This window comes from Deinococcus frigens DSM 12807, from assembly GCF_000701425.1.
In the GTDB taxonomy this organism is placed as follows: Bacteria; Deinococcota; Deinococci; order Deinococcales; family Deinococcaceae; genus Deinococcus; species Deinococcus frigens.
Genome location: NZ_JNIW01000038.1, coordinates 1 through 14,095 on the forward strand (window position 1 = coordinate 1; position 14,095 = coordinate 14,095).

At 66.3% G+C, this 14,095-nt stretch carries 14 protein-coding genes and 1 pseudogene; 11 read left to right on the forward strand and 4 right to left on the reverse strand.

The window, feature by feature from the left end; all coding sequences use genetic code 11:
- Window positions 1-265 (reverse strand): annotated as a pseudogene (locus Q322_RS0113040) (transposase); the annotation flags it as partial.
- A 386-nt stretch (window positions 266-651) separates the two neighbouring features.
- Here Q322_RS0113040 and Q322_RS0113045 point away from each other — a divergent pair.
- Window positions 652-1,755 carry a protease complex subunit PrcB family protein gene (locus tag Q322_RS0113045; RefSeq protein WP_029478351.1) on the forward strand — a complete coding sequence of 368 codons (1,104 nt, stop codon included), beginning with the start codon at window positions 652-654 and terminating at the stop codon, window positions 1,753-1,755.
- Window positions 1,756-1,793: 38 nt separating this feature from the next.
- On the opposite strand, the gene Q322_RS0113050 is transcribed toward Q322_RS0113045, so the two are convergent.
- Window positions 1,794-2,228: a DoxX family protein gene (locus tag Q322_RS0113050; protein WP_051668537.1), complete on the reverse strand. Its 435-nt coding sequence runs from the start codon at window positions 2,226-2,228 to the stop codon at window positions 1,794-1,796.
- A 135-nt stretch (window positions 2,229-2,363) separates the two neighbouring features.
- Here Q322_RS0113050 and recF point away from each other — a divergent pair, with 135 nt between their 5' ends.
- The 10 genes from recF to Q322_RS0113100 all read left to right on the forward strand — a co-directional run bounded on the left by recF (window position 2,364) and on the right by Q322_RS0113100 (window position 12,676).
- Window positions 2,364-3,446 carry a DNA replication/repair protein RecF gene (recF, locus tag Q322_RS0113055; RefSeq protein ID WP_029478353.1) on the forward strand — a complete coding sequence of 361 codons (1,083 nt, stop codon included), beginning with the start codon at window positions 2,364-2,366 and terminating at the stop codon, window positions 3,444-3,446.
- The gene (locus Q322_RS0113060; protein ID WP_029478354.1) at window positions 3,446-4,333 is read left to right on the forward strand and encodes a DciA family protein; all 888 of its coding nucleotides are present in this window, start codon (window positions 3,446-3,448) and stop codon (window positions 4,331-4,333) included. Before recF ends, Q322_RS0113060 begins: the two co-directional genes overlap by 1 nt.
- A 72-nt stretch (window positions 4,334-4,405) precedes the next feature.
- Window positions 4,406-5,194: a MogA/MoaB family molybdenum cofactor biosynthesis protein gene (locus Q322_RS0113065; RefSeq protein WP_084147984.1), complete on the forward strand. Its 789-nt coding sequence runs from the start codon at window positions 4,406-4,408 to the stop codon at window positions 5,192-5,194.
- Between the two features lie 187 nt (window positions 5,195-5,381).
- Window positions 5,382-6,260, forward strand: a complete 879-nt coding sequence (locus tag Q322_RS0113070; RefSeq protein WP_245593252.1) for a hypothetical protein — start codon at window positions 5,382-5,384, stop codon at window positions 6,258-6,260.
- 68 nt (window positions 6,261-6,328) lie between these two features.
- Entirely contained in the window at window positions 6,329-7,399 is a 1,071-nt protein-coding gene (gene truD / locus Q322_RS0113075) for a tRNA pseudouridine(13) synthase TruD (protein WP_029478357.1), read from the forward strand.
- Window positions 7,396-7,773 carry a hypothetical protein gene (locus tag Q322_RS0113080; RefSeq protein ID WP_029478358.1) on the forward strand — a complete coding sequence of 126 codons (378 nt, stop codon included), beginning with the start codon at window positions 7,396-7,398 and terminating at the stop codon, window positions 7,771-7,773. Before truD ends, Q322_RS0113080 begins: the two co-directional genes overlap by 4 nt.
- 11 nt (window positions 7,774-7,784) lie before the next feature.
- Entirely contained in the window at window positions 7,785-8,213 is a 429-nt protein-coding gene (locus Q322_RS0113085) for a DUF3293 domain-containing protein (RefSeq protein WP_029478359.1), read from the forward strand.
- 427 nt (window positions 8,214-8,640) lie between these two features.
- Entirely contained in the window at window positions 8,641-9,093 is a 453-nt protein-coding gene (locus tag Q322_RS0113090) for a GNAT family N-acetyltransferase (protein ID WP_084147985.1), read from the forward strand.
- A 12-nt stretch (window positions 9,094-9,105) separates the two neighbouring features.
- Window positions 9,106-10,218: an alanine racemase gene (locus Q322_RS0113095; RefSeq protein WP_029478361.1), complete on the forward strand. Its 1,113-nt coding sequence runs from the start codon at window positions 9,106-9,108 to the stop codon at window positions 10,216-10,218.
- Window positions 10,219-10,486: 268 nt separating this feature from the next.
- On the forward strand, window positions 10,487-12,676 hold the full coding sequence (locus Q322_RS0113100) for a HelD family protein (protein WP_029478362.1): 2,190 nt from the start codon (window positions 10,487-10,489) through the stop codon (window positions 12,674-12,676).
- Window positions 12,677-12,718: 42 nt separating this feature from the next.
- On the opposite strand, the gene Q322_RS0113105 is transcribed toward Q322_RS0113100, so the two are convergent.
- Together Q322_RS0113105 and Q322_RS24575 are read right to left on the reverse strand one after the other, a co-directional pair.
- A complete protein-coding gene (locus Q322_RS0113105; protein WP_029478363.1) occupies window positions 12,719-13,276 on the reverse strand; it encodes a hypothetical protein in 558 nt (185 codons plus the stop codon).
- Window positions 13,277-13,392: 116 nt separating this feature from the next.
- The gene (locus tag Q322_RS24575; protein ID WP_245593253.1) at window positions 13,393-13,971 is read right to left on the reverse strand and encodes a hypothetical protein; all 579 of its coding nucleotides are present in this window, start codon (window positions 13,969-13,971) and stop codon (window positions 13,393-13,395) included.
- Between the last annotated feature and the right edge of the window lie 124 nt (window positions 13,972-14,095).

Sequence of the window (14,095 nt, forward strand, 5' to 3'; positions counted from 1 at the left end):
GTGGACCGTAAATGCTGGTGGGGTCGATGGCTGGATTCTCCAGCCACCGACGAACTCGGCGTTCGGTGCTCTGGGCGAACGTGGCACGGGAGTGAATGTAAGGGAGCCAGGCGGGGATGGAACTACGCTGGGAGAGCAGCAGGCCCGTGACCATCCAAGCCAGCGTGTGGGCGTTGCGGACGTCATTCCACAATCCACTCTGGAGGTGGGCGAAGACGGCTTGATAAAGTCGGGGCGCGTCCCCGGTGGCATTTTCGGTTGTCACAGGTAGAAAGTGTCCCCTACCGGGGACGCTTTCTCATACTTTGTGTCAGGCCGTCAGCTCGTGTCCTTTACTTTTGGCGGTTAAAGCATTTGTCAAAAGAGTGCTCGACTTTTGACCGAACCGGCGGGCAAGCGTCCATATGGGCGTCTGTTCATGACGACCGTCTGTTCTGCAAAGGACAGTGAGTGAATTTGGCCGAGTAAGTGGGACTGGCAAAGCTCCGCAGGAGAGAATGGAAGCATCGGGAGTCTCTTTTCATGGTCTTGTCATTCGGACAAATGTCCTAAATCCGTTGACGGCCACCCGCTGGGACAGCCCCAGCCGCATGTGCGTTTGCCCAAGGCCATATTCAGGGTGCCGTCAGACGCGCTGCCTAAGCTGGGAGGATGAAGAACTCTCTGCTGCCCGTCTTTCTGCTGAGTGCGGGCCTGTTCAGCGCCTGCACCATGACCGGTCCCGGCAACCTGCGGGTCCATGAGGCGCTGCTATACGGCGGCGCGCAGGAGCGCATCGTGTGGGTCTACGGTTCCCTGACGGGCGGCACGGGCGGCACGGGCGGCAGCCTGAAAGTGAACGGCCAGCCCGTGGAACTGCGCGCCCAGGTAGAGGACGCGGTGGCCGTTCCCGGCACCCTGAGCGTGAACGGCAAGGCCACGTACCGCCAGCCCACCTCTGGCATCACCGCGCCCCTGAACGTGACCCGCCGCGCGGACGGTACTTTCGATGTGGTGACGCCCGGCGGCCTCAGCGCCGTGTATTACACCGACGGACGGAACTGGAGCAGGCTGGGCGGCCTGAGCGGCACGGTGCGCGCCTCCGCCGTGGGCGGTCTTCAGAGCGAGGGCCAACTGACGCCGGAAGAGGCCGCAGTGCTGAGTGGGGCGCTGCTGGGCCAGGGACCGCTGGCGGTGGGCGTGCTGGCAGACGTGCCCGCCGCCGACGCTTCGCTGGCCGTAGAACCCGCGCCCACGGAATACCGCCGCACCGCGCTGTATGTGCTGCCGAATGTCGCCACCATTGCGGGGCGGCCCACCCCGTCTCAGTCGCTGCCTGCCGGGCCACTGAATCCCACCTCACCCTCGCCCACCCCACTGCCCACAGGAGCGCGCGTGAACTTTACTGAAATCGTCAGCGGCACCCAGTCCGGCGTGACCGAAGCCACCGTCAGCGTGGCCGCCACGCGGGCGGACGCCGCCACCCTGTACGCGCAGGCATACGCGCGCCAGACGGGCGCACCCACCGCTCCCGATCCCGGCTCTGCCACCCTGGTCGGGGTGTTCCTGGGGCAGCGCTCCACCGGCGGCTACGGCGTCACCGTCACCGGGGCCAGCGCGTCGGGCGGCACCCTGACGCTGGTGGCCCAGCTCCGCTCGCCCAAGCCGGGGTCCATCACCACCCAGGCCATCACCAGCCCGTGGACCATCGTGCGGGTGGACGGCAAGTATCAGGACGTGCGCGTGGTGGACGAGGCCGGGCAGCCGCTGCGCTGACCAAATGTCGCAGTTGGGGAGGCAGGGGATGGTTTTCTTCAGCCTCTTTTGCCCTTGCTCAGCGCGCGGGCAGGAGGCGACACCGCCGCACTCCGGTCCCTGAATGCCGCAGAACCTGAACCGCCTATCATCACCGCCAGGCTGCCCGCCAGCAGCAACACTGGAACTTCCAGCGCCGCGATGTTGAGGCGTCCGGCCAGCAGCGGCGCGAGGGTCACTCCTGCGGTGGTCAGCGCCAGCGCCCCGGCCAGCCCACGGGCACCCAGGCCCAGCACCAGCAGCGGGCCGCCCACCAGTTCCAGAACGGCCACCAGCGGCGCGAACAGCAGCGGCAACGGCACGCCCGCCACCCCGTAAGTGGCGGTCACGCTGCCCAGGCCCAGCTCGAAAACCTTGTGAAAGCCGTGCCATGTGAACACCAGTCCCACCACCACACGGATCAGGGCCAGGGCAAATTCAGGCTGGGGCCGCATGCCGGGTAGTGTAATGGCCCGCACATTAGGTCTGATGAAGAGGCCGGCAACGCCCGGCCCGCCTTCAAAAACTCAGACCTTTAAATACCCGTTCCCCGCCTCATGCCACAGAACCCCGCGCCCATCGGGCCTAGAATGGAGCCTGTGCGCCTGGAGTCCCTTTCAACTTTGAATTACCGCAACCTCGCGCCGTGTACGCTGCGCTTCGGGGCAGGCGTGACCGGCGTGTTCGGCGAGAACGGGGCGGGCAAGACCAACCTGCTGGAGGCCATTTATCTGGCCCTGACCGGGCAGACCGACGTGGGCCGCCTGGAACAACTGGTGCAATCCGGCGAGAGTGAGGCCTACGTGCGCGCCGATCTGGAATCCGGCGGCAGCCTGAGCGTGCAGGAAGTCGGGCTGGGGCGCGGGCGGCGGCAACTCAAGGTGGACGGCGTGCGCGTGCGCGCGGGCGACCTGCCGCGTGGCAGCGCCGTGTGGATTCGCCCGGAGGACTCCGAGCTGGTCTTCGGCTCGCCGTCACTGCGCCGCGCCTATCTCGATTCCCTGCTCGCGCGCCTGAGCGCGCGCTACGGACAGCAACTGGGCCGCTACGAGCGCACGGTCTCGCAGCGCAACGCGGCCCTGAAAGGCGGCGAGGAATGGGCCATGTCCGTCTGGGACGACGCCCTCATCAAGCTGGGGACCGAGATCATCACCTTCCGCCGCCGCGCGCTGACCCGGCTGGGCGAACTGGCCACCGATGCCAACGCCGCGCTGGGCAGCCGCAAAACGCTGACCCTGACGCTGCTGGAAACCACCACTCCCGAAACTTACGGCTCTGATCTGACCTCCCGCCGGGCCGAGGAACTGGCACGCGGCTCCACGGTCAGCGGTCCGCACCGCGATGATCTGGTCCTGACCCTGGGCGGCTTTTCTGCCAGCGAGTACGCCAGCCGGGGCGAGGGACGCACGGTGGCCCTGGCCCTGCGCCGCGCCGAGCTGGAGCTGCTGGCCGAACGCTTCGGCGAGCAGCCGGTGCTGCTGATCGATGATTTCAGTGCCGAGCTGGACCCCGGACGCCGCGCCTCTTTGCTGGAACTGGCGGCGGGCGTGCCGCAGGCCATCGTGACCGGCACCGAACGCCCGCCCGGCGCGGCGGCGCAGTTCTGGGCGCAGTCGGGGCGGTTCACGCCAGTCGATCTGCCCGAACCGCTAGAGCTGGAGGAGGTGCGCTGATGGCCTGGGACCGTTACAACGAAGGCCGCAACAACCGGGGCCGCCGTCTCAGCGGGCCGCGCGGCATTGGTGAACTGATGGGGACGACGCTGGGAACCGCCCGGATCGCCAAAGGCATCGGGCGGGCGCGGGCCATTCTGGCGTGGCCGGGGGCGGTGGGGCCGGAAATTGCGCGCATCACCCGTCCGCGCACCCAGCAGGGCAGCGTGCTGTTCGTGGACGTGCGCGACAGCGCCGCCGCCCACCACCTGAGCATGCAGCGCCATCACTTTCTGAAAGCTTTGAATGCCCTGCTGTCCGACGCACCCCTGAGCGACATCCGTTTCAGCGTGGGCAGTGTGCGTGAGCCGGTGATGGCCCCCGCGCCGCCGCCGCTGCCCGCCCCGGACCGCGCCCGCGCCCGCGAGCTGGTGCAGGACATGGGCGCGGACCTGCGCCCCGCCGCCCTGCGCGCCGCCGAGGCCGTGACCCGGTCGCGCAAGTGGCGCGAGGAACAGGGCTGGCGGCCCTGCCCGGTCTGCGGCGAGGCCAGCCAGGAGCAACCCTGCCGCGCCTGTGCGCTGACCCTGGACGATCCCAACGTGCGCCGCGCGGCCAAAACCCTGATGGGCCAGCCCGAGCACCTGTCGGGCCTGCCCGAGACGCTGGGCGACAGCGGCGCGAACGCGGCCCGCTATCTGGCCCTGCGGCGCTTAGAGGAGCAACTGGAACTGCTGGCCCTGGAATGTGTTCGCAGCGGTCAGGAAGACGGCTACCGCGAGTTTCTGGCCCAGCAGGCGAATGTTTATCTGTCTTTGCAGTTGCGCTGCCCGCGCGCCGAGGTCAAGCGTTCGGACCGCGCGAAGTTGCCCGAGCGGGCACGAAATGTGCTCAACGCCGGACCATGAGGGTGTGAAGTATGGAAGAGGCGTGGTTGCCGCTCCAGACACTCGCCCGCGTCTCGGCGGTATCGTGGCCCCATGACGGACGCCTCCCGCCCCCCTGAACCGCCTGAGAAACAGTCCTCGTCTGAGCAGCCCGCCCCTCAACAACACCGCGCCGCCTCACCACGGAGTGTCAGGGTGGCGGTGTTGACCATCAGCGACACGCGCACGCCCGAAACGGACACCAGCGGTCAGTACCTGCTGACCGAGGTGAGGGCGGCGGGGCATCAGGTCACGGATTACCGGGTGGTCCGGGACGACGCCATGGACATCCGCACCGCGCTGGTGCAGTTCGTGCGCGAGGCGACGGTGGTGCTGTCCACGGGCGGCACCGGCCTGACCGGACGCGACGTGACCGTGCCGGTGGTGGAGTCCATGATCACCAAGCCCATCCCCGGTTTTGGCGAGCTGTTCCGCATGCTCAGCTACCGCGAGGTGGGCGGCGCGGCCATGCTCTCGCGGGCATTGGGGGGACTGTGCCGGGGCGCGGCCATCTTCGCCATGCCCGGCAGCCTGAACGCCGTCAGGACCGCCTGGGAAGGCATCCTGCGCGACGAGATCGGCCACCTGGCCTTCGAGATCGAGCGGCACGGACAGCCAGGGGTGGTGGCCCCGGCGCAGCTTCTTCCCGGCGACTCGGTGGCTGCACCGCCGCTGGCCGCACCGCCAGCGTCCGGGCAGGCTGTATCCGTACCCTCCACACCTGCCGCTCCGGCACCGGCCAATGGGTCTGTGGAGTCAGAAACATCCCAGCCACAGTCCCGAGATCCGGGCGACCCGATGACCCCACTGGGCCGCCACAAAAATGAAGACCCAGAGCTGTAAGTTCCAGGTCCGCACCTCCCGACTTTGAGCGCCGTCATCCTGAGCGCAGTTGAAATGCTTTTGCTGACCTCTAACTTGTAACTGTTTCACGCACAGAGGGTAATTCCAGGGTCCCTCCCTCCTGAAGTCCGTCCATCACGGCCAATCTTCCATTCCATCCGGCCCCAGGGGGATACCTTGGGCCAGGTTGAAGGCGGGCCAGGCCACCCACGAGGAGACTGAGGTGCAAGAGTTGCAGGCTATATGGACCGGATTGGGCGGCTTCGGCGCAGTGCTGGACCTGGCCCCACTGCCCGAGGTGACGGGGTTGTACGCCGTGTTCCTGGGCCTGATCGCGTTGCAGTGGCTGCTGCGCGTGGGGCGCGAGGCCCGGCTGGGCTACCTGCCGCGCATGGCGTGGTGGGCCGTGCCCGGGCTGGCGCTGCTGTTGCTGACGCCCACGCTGGATGTGCCCGCGCTGTTTGGCCTGGGCGCGGCGGCGCTGCTGCTGGCCGAGTTCTGGCCGCTGCCGTACCGCCGCGCCTCCGCCCGTCCCGCGCCCGCCTGGCCACTGGTGTCGGTTTTTATCGGCCTGGTGCTGGCCTTGAGCGTGTTGCAGACGCCGTCGCTCGAGCCGGTGGCCTTCGTGACGGCCCTGAGCGCGCTGCTGGCAGGGGTGGCGGGACTGCTGGGTGTCACGCTGTTCCCGGCAGGAGGCGTGGCCGTGGCCGCCAGAAACCGCCCCGCGCTGAATTTCCAGACGCGCTGGCACCGCACCGTCACCCCTGAATGGCCGGACCTGAGCGTGACCCTCAGCGAACAGGGCGCGCACCTGAGGAACATCTCCAAACGCCCGGTGCGGCTGGCGGGCTGGTCCCCCGCCGGAATCAATGCGTGGTACCGCGTGCGCGGCCCCGACGGTCAGGTGCTGTCCGAACTGCGCGCCGGTCAGGAGGCCCTGCTGCCCGTGGGCGAGCGCGACAGCGGCGTGCGCGTGTGGTACGGTCCGGCAAAGACGCAGGAGGCCCACCTGTTCCGCGCCGACTGGACCCCGGTGGGGCGGGCCGATCAGCGCGTGCTGAACTGAGGACAAGGACTTCCGGTTCCTGCCCTCTCACGCCCGCCGCAAGAAGCCGGGATAGGCTGGGCAACATCGTGAGTCTGGTGTTTGAATGGGCGGCCCTGCGGGCGCTGACGGAATCGGTGGGGACCGGCGGTACGCTGCGCCAGGAAGCCCAGGATTTCCGGGTGGACGAGGTAGGGGCGTACCCGCTGTCGGGTGAGGGCGATCACCTGTACCTGCACGTCGAGAAGACCGGGCATACGACGGCCCATGTCCTGCGCGAGTTGAGCGCCCAGGTGGGTGTGCGGGACCGCGATATCGGGGTGGCGGGCCTGAAAGACCGGCACGCGGTCACGACGCAGTGGCTCAGCGTTCCTGCCAAGTACGAGCGGCGGCTGGGCGAGTTCTCACTGGACGGCGTGCGGATTCTGGACACTGGCCGTCACGGCAACAAGCTGGGCATGGGCCACCTGCGCGGCAACCGCTTCGTGGTCCGCGTGCGGGACGCGGCGGGCGGCGCAGCCGAGGCCGAGGGGGTCCTGAGTACGCTCAGCGCCCACGGCGTCCCCAACTACTTCGGCCCGCAACGTTTCGGGCTGGGCGGCCTGAATGCCGAGGAGGGCCTGCGCGTGCTGCGCGGCGAATCGCGCCTGCGTGACCCGCGCGTGCGCCGCTTTCTGGTCTCCAGCGTGCAGAGCGCTGTTTTCAACGCTTTTCTCAGTCTGCGCCTGGAACGTGGCCTCTTCACCTCGTTGCTGTCGGGCGACATGGCCAAGAAGCACGACACCGGCGGCGTCTTTCTGGTAGAGGACGCCGCCGCCGAGTCGCCCCGCGCGGGGCGCGGTGAGGTCAGCGCCACGGGGACGCTATTCGGCAAGAAGACCAGGCCACTGACCCTGGACGCCGGGGCGCTGGAGGCCGAGGCACTGGCCCTGTTTGACCTGACGCCCACGGTCTTCGCCTCCCGCCGTGGGGACCGCCGCCTGACCCGCGTGTTTGCTGAAGGGGCGAGCGTGGCCCCGCAGGAGGGCGGCTACACGCTGGCCTTTACCCTTCCCAAAGGCAGTTTCGCCACCAGCGTGCTGCGCGAGGTCATGAAGACCGAGGTGGACCGTTCTGATACGGACGCCGACAGCGCTGACGAAATGGGAGGCGGGGAATGAAGCTGAACGCGGCGGCACTGGCGGCCCTCCTGCTGCTTCAGGGCGCGGTCGCCCAGACCTCTGCCGGGTTGAGTGCCGATCTGCGGTTGATGCCCAGCTACGGCGGCGCGCTGCTGACGGGCCGGATCAGGGTCTCCGGGGCCGACGAGCTGATGGGCGTCTGGAGCAGCCTGGGCCGCGCCCGCTTGATGAAATGCTCGCCCCGCTGCAAAGTTGTTCAGTCCTTGCCGATCACCGGCAGCGTGATCCTCAGCGGCAACTCGGGCTACCGCGTGGTGCTGGGCGGCAGGTTCAAGGCAGGACAGAAGGTCAGCCTGGTGTTGCGCTTCCGGCAGGGCGTGGCGCTGAGCCAGACCGCCAATGTGGGCCGCTGACGCTAGACGGGATGGATCAGCGCGCCGCCTTCCTGGCTGCGACCTACGGCACAGGGAGCGAACGCCTCCGCCTCGCCCTCGCCCCTGGACCCCTGGCCGCCGCGCCGTCCTGGGCCGCCGGAAGGTGGGCCATCGTCACCGCCTGGAATCCGGGCGGGCAGACTCAGACTCAACCCCAGGCCGACAATCTGCGGGCCGAGCGCGAGTTGCTGGACCTGATCGCCTCGCGCCCATACCTTGCCGGTGTCAACGGCAAGGGCGTGTGGGCCGAGCCGTCCGTGATTCTGCCCGGCCTGGGCTTGCGGCAGGCGGCAGAACTGGGACGGCGCTTTGGTCAGGCCGCCGTCCTCTTTGGTGTGGGGCGGAGGGTGGCCCTGGTGTGGTTGGAGGCAGGCGGCGTGTGGGTAGAGCGGTTCTGGGCACAGCTTGCAGACGCGTGACTGGGGTGAATGGGTCCACAGTGTGTTCGGGTCGACGCGCGGAGTATCCGGGGATGGGGCCGCGCCTCCGCCATTCTCTGCGGCGTTCGCTGCCTGCTTTCCCCGTGATCGTCGCCGTCAGTCGGCTCTCGGATCGCCTGCTTGGTGGCGGTGTTCAACCCGTCCAGGCGACTTCTATCTGGGCCAATGCCGCCGCGTTGCCATAAGCCAGTCGCCCAGGTCCTGATCGGCGCGGTTGAGTTTCTCGCGCTTCCGCCGTGCCACATCTTCCAAACCGTCTCGCCGCCATACGTTAAGCTGCTCTGTTGCTGCGGGCGGCTTTTCTTGTCGCCCCTGGATTGCCGCTTTTGCTTCAGCCCGTCTCAAGCGGGCCGGGCGCGGCCATGACATATCAGCCCCCACGCTTGGGGCAAGAGGAGGGCGAAGTATGACCACCCAGACCCTGAACATCAAAAGTTACATGCTGGGGCCAGACGCCCCGAATGAATTGAGTACCGAGGACAGCGGGCGCGTGGCCCAATTTTTACACACGCATCTGGAGGAGTACGGCGACGCTCTGGAGGACATACAGGCTTGCCTGGTGTACGCCCGGGAGCGTGGCGGCAGCGTCACTTATGCCGAGGAAAACGGCGAAATCCTGGGCGCAGTGATCACCAACCGCACGGGCATGGGCGGCTTTATCCCCGAAAATATTTTGGTGTACATCGCCGTCCACGGCCAGACGCGCGGGCGTGGGCTGGGCCAGCAATTGATGGAGACCGTGCTGGCGAACGTGGAGGGCAGCGTGGCCCTGCACGTGGAGGCCCACAATCCGGCCAGAAAGCTGTATGAGCGGCTGGGCTTTACCAACAAATACCTAGAAATGCGGCTAACCCGCTGAGGAGGTGACCCCGTGGCATACCTGACGCTGAACCGCCCCAAATTGCAGGCCAATTTCGACTTTCTGGAAACACTGTTTACCTCACACGGCATCGACTGGGGCATTACCACCAAGCTGCTGTGTGGCAACAAGCTCTTTTTGAACGAGATCATTCGCCTGGGCCGCCTGGAACTGCTGGACTCGCGCATCAGCAATCTGCGGGCCATCAAGGAGCTGTCGCCGGGGGCGCAGACGGTGTATATCAAGCCGCCCGCCTCCGCCCTGATCGAAGAACTGGTGACCTGGGCGGATGTGAGCTTCAACACCGAGCTGGCCACCATCCGCGCCATTTCCGACGAGGCCGTGCGCCAGGGCCACGAACACCTGATCATCATCATGATCGAGATGGGTGACTTGCGTGAGGGCGTGTTGCGGGGGGACATCGAGGCGTTTTACGCCCAGGTCTTCCAGCTCCCGAACATCAGGATCATCGGCATCGGCACCAACCTGAATTGCCTGAACGGCGTGATGCCCAGCGAGGACAAGCTGATCCAGTTGGGCCTCTACAAGAAGATCATCGAGCTGAAGAACAACGTGGACATCCAGTGGGTCAGCGCCGGGACTACCGTGACCATCCCGCTGCTGATGGCGGGCGGCCTGCCGGGGGCCATCAACCACTTCCGTATCGGCGAGGCGCTGTTTTTTGGGCAAGACTTGGTGGCCGAAGATACCTTCGCCGGAATGCACGACGACGTGCTGGAGCTGCACGCCCAGGTCATCGAGCTGGCCGAGAAGCCCACCGCGCCGTCCGGGACGCTGGGCAAGAATCCGTTTGGCGTCACTGCCGACTCGGAGAACATCGGCAGCACCAGCCACCGCGCCATCCTGGACGTGGGCTACCTGGACATCTCGCCGCAGTATCTGGAGCCGGTGGACCCGCGCCTAGAAGTGATCGGCGGCAGCAGCGACATGCTCGTGCTGAACGTGGGCGACAACGAGGCCGGGTTGAAGGTGGGCAGTTACGTCAAATTCCGCCTGAAGTACATGGGCGCGCTGCACCTGATGAACTCGCCGTATATCGATAAGTTTGTGCTGGACGAGTCGGGGGAGCAGATTGGAGAGCTGGCGGAAGCGGTGGCGGGGTAGGAGGGCAGGCTGCGCCTGCCACCCCTCACCCCAGCCCTCTCCCGCGAGGGGAGAGGGAGCTAAAAGCACTCGTCTGTGACAACGTAAACGCGAATTAAGCCGCCTCTTGCCTCCCTTCTAAGGGGAGGTGCCCCGAAGGGGTGGAGGGGTTAAACCGTGGGAGCCACCCCTCCCCGCTGAGCAACAAAACCTCTGAACGCCTTACCCCTTTAAAGTCAATCCCAATCTGCCCTTTCCCCACTCCATCAACCCCGTATTCTGTCCGGCGGTGTCTGCACTTGCCTCAAACCGCCCGTCTATCTCTGACGCACACCCCGACTTCCAACCCGAAACCGCGCACCTGACCGGCACGGTGGACGCCATGCTGCGCCAGATCGACTTCTGGGAAGACCGGGACCGCCAGATGGGGGCGGACCTGGAAACCAGCATTATCCTGGCCGACGAGGCGGGCGAACACGCCGCGATGCTCTCGCCGCACGTGCATCACCCATACTTTGGCAGCCTGAAGGTGCGCGTGGGTGGGCGCGAGCAGACGCTGTATATCGGTAAGCACGGCTTCCGCGACGTGAAGGGGCCGCACAGCGTCGTGGGCTGGGACAGCGAGGTGGGCAGCCTCTTTTACTCCGACGCGCTGGGCTGGACGCCGCGCCGGGGCGGCGAGGGCGTGATCAAGCGGCGGCGACAACTGGACATCGCGGCCAAGACCCTGCACCGCGTCACCGATCTGTACGACGACGAGGCCGGGGGCGACACCGGGGGCCGCGAGGAAGTGCTGCTGCGAAGGTTAGAGGAAGGCAGCACCGCCGGAATGCGCGACGTGGTAGAGACCCTCCAGCCCGAGCAGAACACCGCCATGCGTTATCCCGCCGGAACCCCGGTGATCATTCAGGGCGCGGCGGGTTCGGGCAAGACCACCATCGGCTTTCACCGGCTGGCCTGGATGACCAACGCCGAACGCGGGCCGCACGTGGCGCGCGCGGAGGCGTGCATGGTGCTGATGCCCAACCGCGTCCTCGCCACCTACGCTGCGCGAATCCTGCCCGAACTGGGCATCGGGGCGGTGAACGTGACCACCCCGGAAAGCTGGGCGATAGGACTGCTGGGCCTGGAAAAATTAGAGGTGACAGACCGCACCCTGACCCTGCTGCTGACCGATCACGACAACACCCGCCGCGCGCTGGCCTGGAGGCGGGCCAAGCTGCTGGGAGACGCCCGCATGCTGGACGTGATCCGCACCCACCTCTGGAACCGTTTTAACGCCGCACTGCGCGGTCAATCGCTGCGAGAAGAGGTGGCCCTGAACAGGCGCGAGCCACAAGTCTTCGCCCTGAGCGACACCGAGTTGTACGCCATCCTGCGCGACGTGTTCGCCGCCGATCCCCTGAGCGGCTACCGCGCGGGCTTTCGCCGGGCCGTGGAGGAGCTGGCCCTGTCCCGCCTGAATGTTCCCGAGGACGAGGAGACGAGTGTGCTGCGCCAGCTCTCCGCGCCCATTACCGCGCTGCTGGGGCGCGTCTTTGCCAGCACCACGCCCGTCACCGAGGCCCGCCGTCTGCTGGGCAGCCCCGAGGCGCTGGCCGCCAGTGGCCTCCTGACCGAACGCGAAATCGCCCTGCTGGCCACCGATCCCCTGAGCGGCATTCCTACCCCGCGCCGCGCCCACGCCGACGCCATCGAGCTGCCCCTGATGCTGGCGGTGCAGGCGTTCACGGGCGGCATCGGGCGCTTGGACGGGCGCACCCTGGAACCCTTTGACCATGTGGTACTGGACGAGGCGCAGGACTACTCGCCGCTGCTGTACGCGCTGCTGGGCCGCGCCACCCGCCCAGGCCACCTGACCGCGCTGGGCGACCTCAACCAGGGCATGCACGGCTACAAGGGACCCAGTAACTGGGAGGCAGTGCAGGCCGTCCTGCCCGGCGCGGCGGTGCTGACGCTGGGCCGCACCTACCGCAGCACCCGCCAGATCACCGAACTGGGCGCGCGTATCGCCGCCACCTACAACCGCGCCGCGCAGGTGCAGGGTGTGGACCGCGACGGGGCCGAGGTCCAGCGCTACACTGCGCCAGCCGATGCGCCAAACGGCGAATTGCCGCTGATCGCGCAGGCGGTCAAGGACGCGCAGGCCGCCGGACACACCAACATCGCCATCGTGACCCGCCGCAGCGTGGAGGCGGATCGACTGGCCGAGGCGCTGCGCGACTTTGATACCGACGCCCAGCCGATCACCACGCAAGACCACCGTTTCAGGGGCGGGCTGGTGGTGCTGCCGGTCAGCCTGGCCAAGGGGCTGGAATTCAGCGCGGCCATCGTCAGCAGCGCCAACGCCGGGACCTACGACGAGAGCACCGAATACGAGCGCCGATTGCTGTACGTCAGCGCCAGTCGCGCCCTGCACTGGCTGGCGCTGGTCAGCGCGGGCGAGTTGCACCCGCTGGTGGCGGAGGGACAGGCATAAAAAAACCGCCCCGGTGTGGGGGCGGCTCTAGGATGGATGTCTTTAGATGCCGCAGTCAGCCACAGGAATAGCCTGCACGCTGGAAACCACGTCGCTTGTTGTGCCGTCTCCACTCTTGGCCTGCACGCTCACAAAGGTGGCACCCTTGACCGTGAAGGTGTTGACTGGGGTAACCACGATGGCCTGTGCGCCCAGCTTGCCTGCACTGATGCTCAGTGGAGCGGTCCCTGGGGTAACCACGAACTCAAAAACAGACGGGTCGTTGGAATAAACGTCTCCCAATGGCTGCGAATACACGAATCTGGTGGTTCCAGTATCCCGCCCTTCCAGCCGTGCACCGAACTCGTTGATGGTGCCGTTGTAATCCACGTCAACACTCAACCGGGTGTTCAGGTTGTCACAGATGATGGACGACCCCTTGGCGTAGACCGCCCCGGTTTTGGTGTCGGTGTAGGCCGCAGGCAAGGTGTACTGACTCTGATAACTTTTAAGCTGCAAATTGCTTACCGGCACGATGCCCGGATCAACAATCACATCCACACCGCCGCAGCTTGCCAGCACGCCTGTCAGTCCCACCGCCGCAATCAATAGTCTTTTCATGCTGCCTACTGTGACCCGTGAATCTGACCCCCGCGTGACGCTGCCTTCAGGGAATCTGAGGACGGCTCATAAAAAACGCCGAGGCGAGAGGCCCCGGCGTGGGGAGACGGTATGGCTTAGATGTTTTCGTTGGTGGTCTGGGTGACGGCGCAATTGCTGTAGACCTCAACAGTCCGCAGGCTATTGTCCACGGTAAAGCTGGAGGTTCCAGTATTGACGATGAGCTGCGGGTAGAATCCACCGACATTGCCCGTCGCGCTTACCACCTTCACAGTGACGGCAACGGGATTCACGACAATGCTCTGCGGCAGGAAGGCACCGTTGGCCGAGTTTGCGTCAAACGTGACCCTGTATTTGCCGTTTCCAATGCTCGCCAACTGCGGACCCGTGGCCGTCGTGCTGTAATTGCTGTCGTATTGATTGCCCGTCCGTCCCTTCAGGCCGATGGTGATGTCCTGGATGGTGCCTCGCAGAGTGAAATTCACGGCCACTTGTGTGGAACGATTCCGTCCCGTCGTATTGCCAGTTACATTATCGCAGGCGATGAATGCACCGCTCGTCGATCCCAGGCGGTACTCGGTGCGAATGCCGTCAATGCTGCCGTTGGCGCTGCCGTCCGGCGCACCTCCACTTCCGCAGCTCGCCAGAATTCCAGTCAAAGCCGCTGCTGCCGCTGCCATCATCATTTTCTTCATACGCACCACTGTCGCTCATCTCGCAGCGAATTGGGTGACCGTTACATTTACGGAACATGAGCGCCGATGCGCGCCAGCACGGGCTGGAGTGGCTTTTTTCTCAAACATCTTCGCATGCGCTGCT

Coding starts and splice junctions, on each gene's coding strand:
- Q322_RS0113065 (WP_084147984.1), top strand. CDS start 4,406: ATGACGGACGCCTCCCGCCCCCCTGAACCGCCTGAGAAACAGTCCTCG.
- Q322_RS0113085 (WP_029478359.1), top strand. CDS start 7,785: ATGGATCAGCGCGCCGCCTTCCTGGCTGCGACCTACGGCACAGGGAGC.
- Q322_RS0113060 (WP_029478354.1), top strand. CDS start 3,446: ATGGCCTGGGACCGTTACAACGAAGGCCGCAACAACCGGGGCCGCCGT.
- Q322_RS0113105 (WP_029478363.1), bottom strand. CDS start 13,276: ATGAAAAGACTATTGATTGCGGCGGTGGGACTGACAGGCGTGCTGGCA.
- recF (WP_029478353.1), top strand. CDS start 2,364: ATGGAGCCTGTGCGCCTGGAGTCCCTTTCAACTTTGAATTACCGCAAC.
- Q322_RS24575 (WP_245593253.1), bottom strand. CDS start 13,971: ATGAAGAAAATGATGATGGCAGCGGCAGCAGCGGCTTTGACTGGAATT.
- Q322_RS0113050 (WP_051668537.1), bottom strand. CDS start 2,228: ATGCGGCCCCAGCCTGAATTTGCCCTGGCCCTGATCCGTGTGGTGGTG.
- Q322_RS0113045 (WP_029478351.1), top strand. CDS start 652: ATGAAGAACTCTCTGCTGCCCGTCTTTCTGCTGAGTGCGGGCCTGTTC.
- Q322_RS0113080 (WP_029478358.1), top strand. CDS start 7,396: ATGAAGCTGAACGCGGCGGCACTGGCGGCCCTCCTGCTGCTTCAGGGC.
- Q322_RS0113090 (WP_084147985.1), top strand. CDS start 8,641: ATGACCACCCAGACCCTGAACATCAAAAGTTACATGCTGGGGCCAGAC.